Origin of the sequence: Thalassolituus sp. UBA2590 (genome assembly GCF_002339775.1) — a bacterium.
In the GTDB taxonomy this organism is placed as follows: domain Bacteria; phylum Pseudomonadota; class Gammaproteobacteria; order Pseudomonadales; family Oceanobacteraceae; genus Thalassolituus.
Genome location: NZ_DDKU01000073.1, coordinates 1 through 8,240 on the forward strand (window position 1 = coordinate 1; position 8,240 = coordinate 8,240).

An 8,240-nucleotide genomic window follows, 5' to 3' on the forward strand; every position below is an offset into this window, starting at 1 on the left:
TTGGGGCAAGTATTCGTCGGGTATCAGGAGCAGAGCCCGAAAGAGATGGCTGCGGAATTTGAGCAGCTTCTGGACAAGCTGGATGCAGTTATTCCTGAGGAAGACGAGCTACGCGTCAGTGCCATCCGTCACAAGTGGGAATTTTTGAGTCGTTCTATTTCGAACTACAACGAAAACTCGGTGCCGTTTCTGGTGGTTAACTACAACGACAGTATCGTTGAAGCGCTCCACCAGCTGGCTGCTTCTTACGAGTGAACAACTGAGTTCAGTATCTCAGTCAGAAACGCTTCATAGGCGGCTGCATTGGCCGTCTTGTTTTCTGCCGGCATCATAGTCACCCGGTTGCTGTATACCTCAAGCAACAGCAAATCATCCGGCAGTTCTTTCACAAGGCGTGTCAGTAATTGAGCGTCCTGTTCGCTGCCCTGATCATGCCAGGCAAGCCCTTCTGGCAATCCATCGCTATCCCAACCTTGCTGACCAACGACGCGCCACAAAAGCTCACCGCTATCGCGCTTTTTCGGTTTCGGGTCCATGAGGGTGTAGTTCGTTCCTGTAAAGGCGTCACGAATCCCGGTTTTCGCCGAGTCAGGTTTAAAGGTGTACTGGCGCACATGAAGCTTGCGCTTTATCGCATCCAGACGCAGATCTGCCAAACGCTTATCACGCGGGCTCGGTTTTAACCAATAAATAGAGCCAAATACGACCAGCCCTACCAGTATTGCTATTGGCCAGATCATTCGGTCATCTCCTCAAGTTCGAGCCAGCGCATTTCAAGCGCCTCCAGTTGCTCTTCGATCTCAGCGAGTTTTGCCAGTGTTGCCTGCACGTGATCCTGATCACCGCTGTAGAAATCTGCCGCTTCGGTCACGGCAACAATGTTATCCCGCTCAGCTTCCGCCGTGGCAATCTGCTCGGGCAGCATATCCAGTTCACGCTGAAGCTTGTACGACAGCTTTTTCTTTTCCGCTTTTTCAGCAGGTCTCTTGTCAGACTGCGCTTCCGACTTAGTTTCGGGCTGTGCTTCTGGCTTTTTATCAGCGGTTTTCTGCCCCGGTGCTTCGGCTTTCTGTACTTTTTTATGACCACCGGTACGCTCATGCCAGTCACTGTAGCCACCGACATGTTCATCAATATGGCCACTGCCATCAAAGACCCAAAGCTGAGTAACGACGTTATCGATAAAGGCACGGTCGTGCGATACGAGTAATAACGTGCCGTCGAAATCGATCAGGCGCTCTTCTAGCAGTTCCAGCGTTTCGATATCCAGGTCGTTGGTCGGCTCATCCATCACCAGCAGGTTGCAGGGTTTCAGAAAGAGCTTGGCCAGCATCACGCGATTACGCTCACCACCGGATAACGCTTTAACCGGCGTACGCGCCCGCTCTGGTGGAAACAGGAAGTCGCCCAGATAACCAATCACATGCCGGCTCTGACCGTTTACGACTACGTGGTCTTTGCCATCTGCGACGTTGTCGGCAATGGATTTATCTTCTTCCAGCACATCACGCGACTGATCGAAATACGCAACTTCGAGCTTGGTGCCCGTGCGGAGATTGCCTGACTGAGGCTGCAGCTTTCCGAGTAACAGCTTTAATAAGGTACTTTTACCCACCCCGTTCGGGCCGACTAAGCCGATACGGTCACCGCGCATGACTATGGTCGAGAAATTTTTGACCTGGCTGACGTCTTTCCAGGCGTAGCTGACGTCGGTCAGTTCGAACACCTGCTTACCTGAGTTCTCAGAGCCGGTCATGCTGATGTTGGCTGTACCAACGCGGTCACGACGCGCCGAGTGCTGCTTGCGCATTTCTTTCAGGCGCTCAACGCGGCCTTCGTTACGCGTACGACGAGCTTTAATGCCCTGGCGAATCCACTTTTCTTCTTCGGCGAGGCGCTTATCAAATAAGGCGTTCTGGGTGGCTTCATCTTCCAGACGCTTTTCACGAAACTCTAAGAAGCCGCGGTAATCACCCACCCAGTTATAAAGGTTACCCCGGTCCAGATCGACGATACGTGTAGCCAACGCCTGAACAAATGCCCGGTCGTGACTGATAAATACCAAAGCGCCGTTAAACTGCTTGAGCTGTTCTTCCAGCCACTCGATGGTTTCAACATCCATGTGGTTGGTTGGCTCATCGAGGATCAGTAATTCAGGATCAGTCACCAGTGCCCGCGCCAGCATGACACGACGCTGCCAGCCGCCAGATAACTCATTGAAGCGGCTTTCTGCAGGAAGATTCAGGCGTTGAATAATGGCATCTACACGCTGTTGGATACGCCAGCCATCAGCGGCTTCGATTTTTGTCTGAAGTGTCTCCAGCTTTTTCAGGTCAGCGTCGGCACCACGAGCCGTTTCTTCGTGATATCGCACCAGTACCGCTCCAAGGTCACCAATGCCATCGGCGACGACATCGTAGACTGACTCGTCGACACTTTTAGGAAGCTCTTGCTGCAAAGCCGCAACACGCAGCGTATCCCGATACTGAACCCCCCCATCGTCCGGGGTAATTTCACGGTTGATGATTTTAAGCAGCGTCGACTTGCCTTCACCATTACGACCGACGACACACAGGCGTTCACCGCTCTGTACATCGAGATCGACTTTATCCAGTAGAACATGGTCACCAAATGCCAGCTCAACCTGCTGTAGTCTGACTAATACCATTAATAGAGCCTTGTATATATGTTGTGGCATGCTGACCATGCCCAATTAGCTGGCGCGCATAGTATCAGCGAGCGAGCGTGCCTGCGAACGTAACGATGAGGCCTGAGTGGGATCTTCAACTATGATTGTCCTGCATCTGCAACAATCTGTAACGTTAAATGTTATGGTCGGCCATTGTTTTAAACATATCCCGCAGGTACAAAAACAGCCACCGGCGTGTCCCGTTTCAAAAACATGGCGGCTAAGACAGAGGGAATGCCGTATTGGCGCCCCCGGATTTCAGGAAAGTATTATGAGTTACGCACTGAAGCTGAGCTTCTCACACAAAGTCGCACTGGCGATCCTGTTCATTCTCGTTCTGTGGGTGGCAACCGGCCCTGCACATACTGAAGATGTCACAGAGCGGCCGCTCTCTCAGGAAGAGCTCAACCTGATGGTGGCTTATAAAGTACTCAAACCTGAAACCAAAGAACGCTCGGTAAAAGTCTCTGCGCATGTCGCAGCTAACCGCGCGGTGGATATTGTGGCTGAGGTCAGCGGAAAAGTGACCGGCCTGCCAGCAACAAAAGGCACGCAGGTCAATGAAGGCCAGTTATTGCTTGAGATCGATCAGCGCAACCTGCCCGCTCGCCTGAAACAGGCAGAAGCACAACTCAAGCGTCGTAAACTCGAAACGCAAAGCACACGTAACCTGTTTGATCGTGACCTGACGAACCAGTCTGCGGTAGTGATCGCAGAGTCCGAACTGGCAGAAGCGGAAGCCGCGCTGACCGACATTAAACTCGATCTCGATGCCACGCGCGTAAAAGCCCCTTTTGACGGTATCTATGACCAACGCTACGTCGAAGAAGGTGAGTACGTATCACCAGGTACAGCGCTGGTGCGCGTCATTGATAACCGCACCATGCTGATTAAAGGTGCTCTGTCTGAAAAGTCGATTAATGACGTGAGTGTTGGCTCTGAAGCCTACGCAGAATTACCAACCGGCAAGCGTGTAAAAGGCACTATCCGCTTTATTGCTGCGTCCGCCTCTGCAGACACCCGCACATACGCCGTAGAGATGGAAGTCACAGGTGACCGTGCGGGCCTCTATGATGGCCAGACCGCAACATTAATAATTCCTCAAGGTAAACAGGATGCCTACGAGATCTCGCCTGCCCTGCTGATTATCGCCGAAGACGGTGGCCTCGGGGTTAAGTTACTTGATGAAGATAACCGGGTGGTCATTGTCAGCGTCGATATCCTCGAAGCCGGTACCGACGGTATCTGGATTTACGGCCCCGAGGGCGACATTCGTCTTATTACGGTGGGTCAGGGCTTCGTCGACATCGGCCAGAAAGTCGAAGCCAAAGAACAGGAATCTTCGCGCTCTAAGAAAAACGAAGACACCGATAGCACTCAGCGGGATGACGACGCAGGCGATAATCAGCAGAAGGCCGCTGAAATATGAGAAGTCTGATCGAAGCCGCTATCAACCGGCACCGCACTGTCATTATGCTGTTTGTGCTGATGCTGATCACCGGCACAGCAACACTTATTACGATTCCGAAAGAAAGCTCGCCTGACGTAACTATCCCTAACGTCTACGTGTCGGTCATTCATAATGGTATTTCTCCTGAAGATGCCGATACCTTGCTTTATGAACCCCTGGAAACTCAACTGCAGGGTCTTGAGGGCCTGAAAGAAATGGTGTCTACCGCGACCTTCGGGCACCTGTCTATTCAGTTAGAGTTTTACAGCAACGTCGATATCGACAATGCACTCGAAGACGTACGCAACAAAGTCAATGATGCCGTTGGTGAGCTGCCTGCCGACAGTGAAGAACCTATTGTCCGTGAGATCAACGTTGCGCTTTTTCCGGTGATGGTGGTTACCGTTGCAGGAGATGTCGACGAACACGTTCTCTATCTGGCTGCGGACGAACTGAAAAAACGCATTGAGTCATTACCGGGCGTACTGGAAGTCGATATTAAAGGTAAGCGCGAACAGGTCGCTGAGTTGATTATCGACCCTGCAAAAATGGACAACTATGGTCTGTCTCTTACCGAAGTCGGTAACCTGCTACGTAACAACAGCCTGCTCGTTGCCACTGAAGACATTAATAATGAACAAGGGCGCTTCAGTGTAAAAATTCCGGGCAGGATTAACGATATTGAAGGGCTTCTGAGGCTACCGGTTAAATCTGTCGGTGACGAAGTGGTTCTGTTTCAGGACGTGGCCGTAGGTCGCCTTTCTTTTAAAGACCCTTCTACCGGTGCACGCGTAAACGGCCACCAGGCCGTTACCCTGGAAATTAAAAAGCGTATCGGCGCCAATATTATTGAGACGCTGGATGAAGTCCGGGTCATTACAGATGCTGCCAAAGATATGCTTCCTGAGGGAATAAAACTCGGCATCATTCAGGATGAGTCGAAACAAATCCGTACCATGTTGAACGATCTGTTCAACAGTGTTCTGGTGGCTACGCTTCTTGTATTCCTGCTGATTCTCGGCAGCCTTGGTGTGCGCTCTTCGGTACTCGTTGGCCTCGCCATTCCCGGTGCCTTCCTGATGGGGATTATGGCCATCAACGCGATGGGCGATACGCTTAACATGGTTGTTCTGTTCGCGCTGATTCTCTCTGTAGGTATGCTGGTCGACAGCGCCATTGTAGTTGTTGAATACGCCGACCGACGACTGGCTGAAGGCATGCGGGCGCGCGATGCCTATAACGAAGGCGCCCGCCGGATGGCTTGGCCGATTATTGCCTCAACGGCGACGACCTTAGCGGTCTTCCTTCCCCTGCTCTTCTGGCCGGGTGTTATGGGCGGGTTTATGAAATACCTGCCGCTGACACTGCTTTTTACGCTCACCGGCTCGCTGGTCATGGCACTGATTGTGATTCCTGCGGTAGGCAAGGTGCTCGGACGTGCTGGGCATCATGATCAGGAAGCACTGGATGTGATTGTCGCTGCTGAAAACGGAGACTTTCATAAGATGAGCGGGTTCTCTGCCCGCTACGTGAAGGTATTGCGCAAGGCTCTGGAAAGCCCAGGGAAAACCTGTCTCATTGTTCTCTCGTTTGTTACCGCTTCTTTCGGAATTTATGGCATTGGTGGGCACGGCACCGAGTTCTTTCCCGAGGTAGATGTGGATGTCGCTATGGTAGATGTTCGTGCCCGTGGCAATCTCTCATTCGCCGAGCGCGAAGCGCTGGTCAGAGAAGTCGAATATGAAATCTTCGACATGAAAGAAATCGATGCGATTTATACCTCCGTATTTGTAACGGCACCGCGTGGTGGTATGGAGTCATCTCCGCCCGATCTGGTTGGCCGTATTCAGCTGGAGTTAGTCGACTGGCAGTCACGGCGAACCGCTGACGATATCCTCACAGAAATCGAAGAGCGCACGGCGCACCTGCCGGGTATTATTATCGAGACCCGCAAAAAAGAAGGCGGCCCGGCAGGCGGCCCACCGATTCAGCTGCAACTGAGCAGCCGCAGTGAAAGCAATATTATTCCGATGATGGAAAAGATATTGCCCATTCTCAAGGAAGACCCTGAACTGAAAGACGTGCGCGACGACCGTGCTCTTGATGGCGTCGAATGGCGTCTGGATATTGATCGCGAAGAAGCCGTTCGCTTTGGTGCGAGTGTTGCGGAAATCGGCTCGTTGATTCGTATGATTACCGGTGGCCAGGTCATTACTCAGTTCCAGCCAGATTACGCCGATGAAGAACTCGATATTCTTCTCAGATACCCAGAGCAGAAACGCACGATCGACCTGTTCACCGATATTAATATCAAGACAGCAAAAGGCCTGGTACCTCTCAGCCAGTTTGTTACCCGCGTACCGATTAATAAAACGGGCGATATTGTGCGCGTCGACGGCAAACGTCGTTACCTGATCACGGCGAACGTCGTAGAGGGCGTAAACTCAAACGAAAAAATCGCTGAGCTTGGTGAAAAACTGAAAGAATTCGACTGGCTGGAAGCTGAGGTTGAACCGAAATTCCGCGGTGACTTTGAGCAACAGATGGAAACCGGCATATTCCTGATGAGCGCTTTCTCTATTGCCATCTTCCTGATGGTGACCTTGCTCGTGACTCAGTTTAATAGCTTCTATCAGGCAGGTCTGATTATGAGCGCGATTATTCTGTCGGTTGCAGGCGTACTCATGGGACTGTTGATCCGTGGTGAGCCATTCGGAATTGTAATGAGCGGAGTGGGTGTGATTTCGCTGGCGGGCATCGTGGTGAATAACAATATCGTATTGATTGATACCTACAACCAGATCCGTATGACCGGCGTTAGCGCCTTTGACGCAGCTATGCGCACGGGGGCCATACGTCTGCGCCCTGTGCTTCTGACGGCTGTTACAACGGTTGTCGGCCTGATTCCAATGGTGATGCAGTGGAACATCGACCTGATCCACAGAGAAGTCAGTATGGGCGCTCCTTCGTCACAATGGTGGACTCAATTATCGACCGCAATTGCAGGCGGACTGACCTTCGCAACCGTGCTTACATTGATCTTTACCCCGGCATTGCTGGTGTGGCGCGACCGCAATAAAGACCGCGACCACGAACATAATGCAAGTCACTGAAAAAAGTAGAAAAAATTGCATATAGAGTTTGACATCCGCCCTGACGCGAGTAGAATGCGACCTCGCTTCAGGGCATGGGTGATTAGCTCAGCTGGGAGAGCATCTGCCTTACAAGCAGAGGGTCGGCGGTTCGATCCCGTCATCACCCACCAAATCCTGATGCAAGAGTCTGAAAAGACTCAGTTTTTGAAAGTGGACTGGTAGTTCAGTTGGTTAGAATACCGGCCTGTCACGCCGGGGGTCGCGGGTTCGAGTCCCGTCCAGTCCGCCATCTTCAAAAACAGTTTTTGTTTCATCGCATCTACTGCCTCAAAGCGGTTTGATGATTGAGAATGATACAAGGCGTACCGCAGCGAGTACCCTGAGGCATACCTACTGGTAGGCGAAGGGACGAGCGAGGAACAACGCAGTAGCAACTCAATCAACGAAGCGATAAACAAGTTTGGGTGATTAGCTCAGCTGGGAGAGCATCTGCCTTACAAGCAGAGGGTCGGCGGTTCGATCCCGTCATCACCCACCAAATGTGGACTGGTAGTTCAGTTGGTTAGAATACCGGCCTGTCACGCCGGGGGTCGCGGGTTCGAGTCCCGTCCAGTCCGCCATCTTCCTCTTAGATGAAAATCAAGGAGCTTCTCTCAAGAAGTAAAATTGAAATGCTTTCACCGCTCTCGATGCGGTTTGATGATTGAGAATGGTACAAGGCGTACCGCAGCGAGTACCCTGAGACATACCTACTGGTAGGCGAAGGGACGAGCGAGGAACAACGCAGTAACAACTCAATCAGCGAAGCGAAAAGCCTATTAGGGTGATTAGCTCAGCTGGGAGAGCATCTGCCTTACAAGCAGAGGGTCGGCGGTTCGATCCCGTCATCACCCACCATCACTTTGCAATAAAGTGAATACAATGCGGACTGGTAGTTCAGTTGGTTAGAATACCGGCCTGTCACGCCGGGGGTCGCGGGTTCGAGTCCCGTCCAGTCCGCCATCTT

At 52.0% G+C, this 8,240-nt stretch carries 4 protein-coding genes, 6 tRNA genes and 3 pseudogenes; 9 read left to right on the forward strand and 4 right to left on the reverse strand.

Features of this window, described 5'->3' with window-relative positions:
- A pseudogene (locus B2067_RS06740) lies at positions 1 to 255 on the forward strand (hypothetical protein); the annotation flags it as partial.
- Here B2067_RS06740 and B2067_RS06745 read toward each other — a convergent pair.
- The 4 genes and pseudogenes from B2067_RS06745 to B2067_RS16075 all read right to left on the reverse strand — a co-directional run.
- Positions 246 to 740: a hypothetical protein gene (locus tag B2067_RS06745; protein WP_301387883.1), complete on the reverse strand. Its 495-nt coding sequence runs from the start codon at positions 738 to 740 to the stop codon at positions 246 to 248. The pseudogene B2067_RS06740 and the gene B2067_RS06745 sit on opposite strands and share 10 nt — an antisense overlap.
- On the reverse strand, positions 737 to 1,333 hold the full coding sequence (locus B2067_RS16065; RefSeq protein ID WP_414716530.1) for a hypothetical protein: 597 nt from the start codon (positions 1,331 to 1,333) through the stop codon (positions 737 to 739). The genes B2067_RS06745 and B2067_RS16065 overlap by 4 nt, the downstream gene beginning before the upstream one ends.
- A pseudogene (locus tag B2067_RS16070) lies at positions 1,334 to 1,657 on the reverse strand (ATP-binding cassette domain-containing protein); the annotation flags it as partial.
- A 141-nt stretch (positions 1,658 to 1,798) separates the two neighbouring features.
- A pseudogene (locus B2067_RS16075) lies at positions 1,799 to 2,707 on the reverse strand (ATP-binding cassette domain-containing protein); the annotation flags it as partial.
- A gap of 253 nt (positions 2,708 to 2,960) precedes the next feature.
- Here B2067_RS16075 and B2067_RS06755 point away from each other — a divergent pair.
- The 8 genes from B2067_RS06755 (at position 2,961) to B2067_RS06790 (ending at position 8,236) form a co-directional block, all read left to right on the forward strand.
- Entirely contained in the window at positions 2,961 to 4,118 is a 1,158-nt protein-coding gene (locus B2067_RS06755; protein WP_301387884.1) for an efflux RND transporter periplasmic adaptor subunit, read from the forward strand.
- Complete coding sequence (locus B2067_RS06760) at positions 4,115 to 7,252, forward strand: efflux RND transporter permease subunit (protein WP_297530541.1); 3,138 nt, start codon at positions 4,115 to 4,117, stop codon at positions 7,250 to 7,252. Before B2067_RS06755 ends, B2067_RS06760 begins: the two co-directional genes overlap by 4 nt.
- Before the next feature lie 76 nt (positions 7,253 to 7,328).
- Positions 7,329 to 7,404 (forward strand) — tRNA-Val (locus B2067_RS06765).
- A gap of 42 nt (positions 7,405 to 7,446) precedes the next feature.
- A tRNA-Asp gene (locus B2067_RS06770) sits at positions 7,447 to 7,523 on the forward strand.
- A gap of 173 nt (positions 7,524 to 7,696) precedes the next feature.
- A tRNA-Val gene (locus B2067_RS06775) sits at positions 7,697 to 7,772 on the forward strand.
- 5 nt (positions 7,773 to 7,777) lie between these two features.
- Positions 7,778 to 7,854 (forward strand) — tRNA-Asp (locus B2067_RS06780).
- Between the two features lie 201 nt (positions 7,855 to 8,055).
- Positions 8,056 to 8,131, forward strand: a tRNA-Val gene (locus B2067_RS06785).
- Between the two features lie 28 nt (positions 8,132 to 8,159).
- Positions 8,160 to 8,236: transfer RNA gene (locus tag B2067_RS06790), tRNA-Asp, on the forward strand.
- Positions 8,237 to 8,240: the final 4 nt, after the last annotated feature.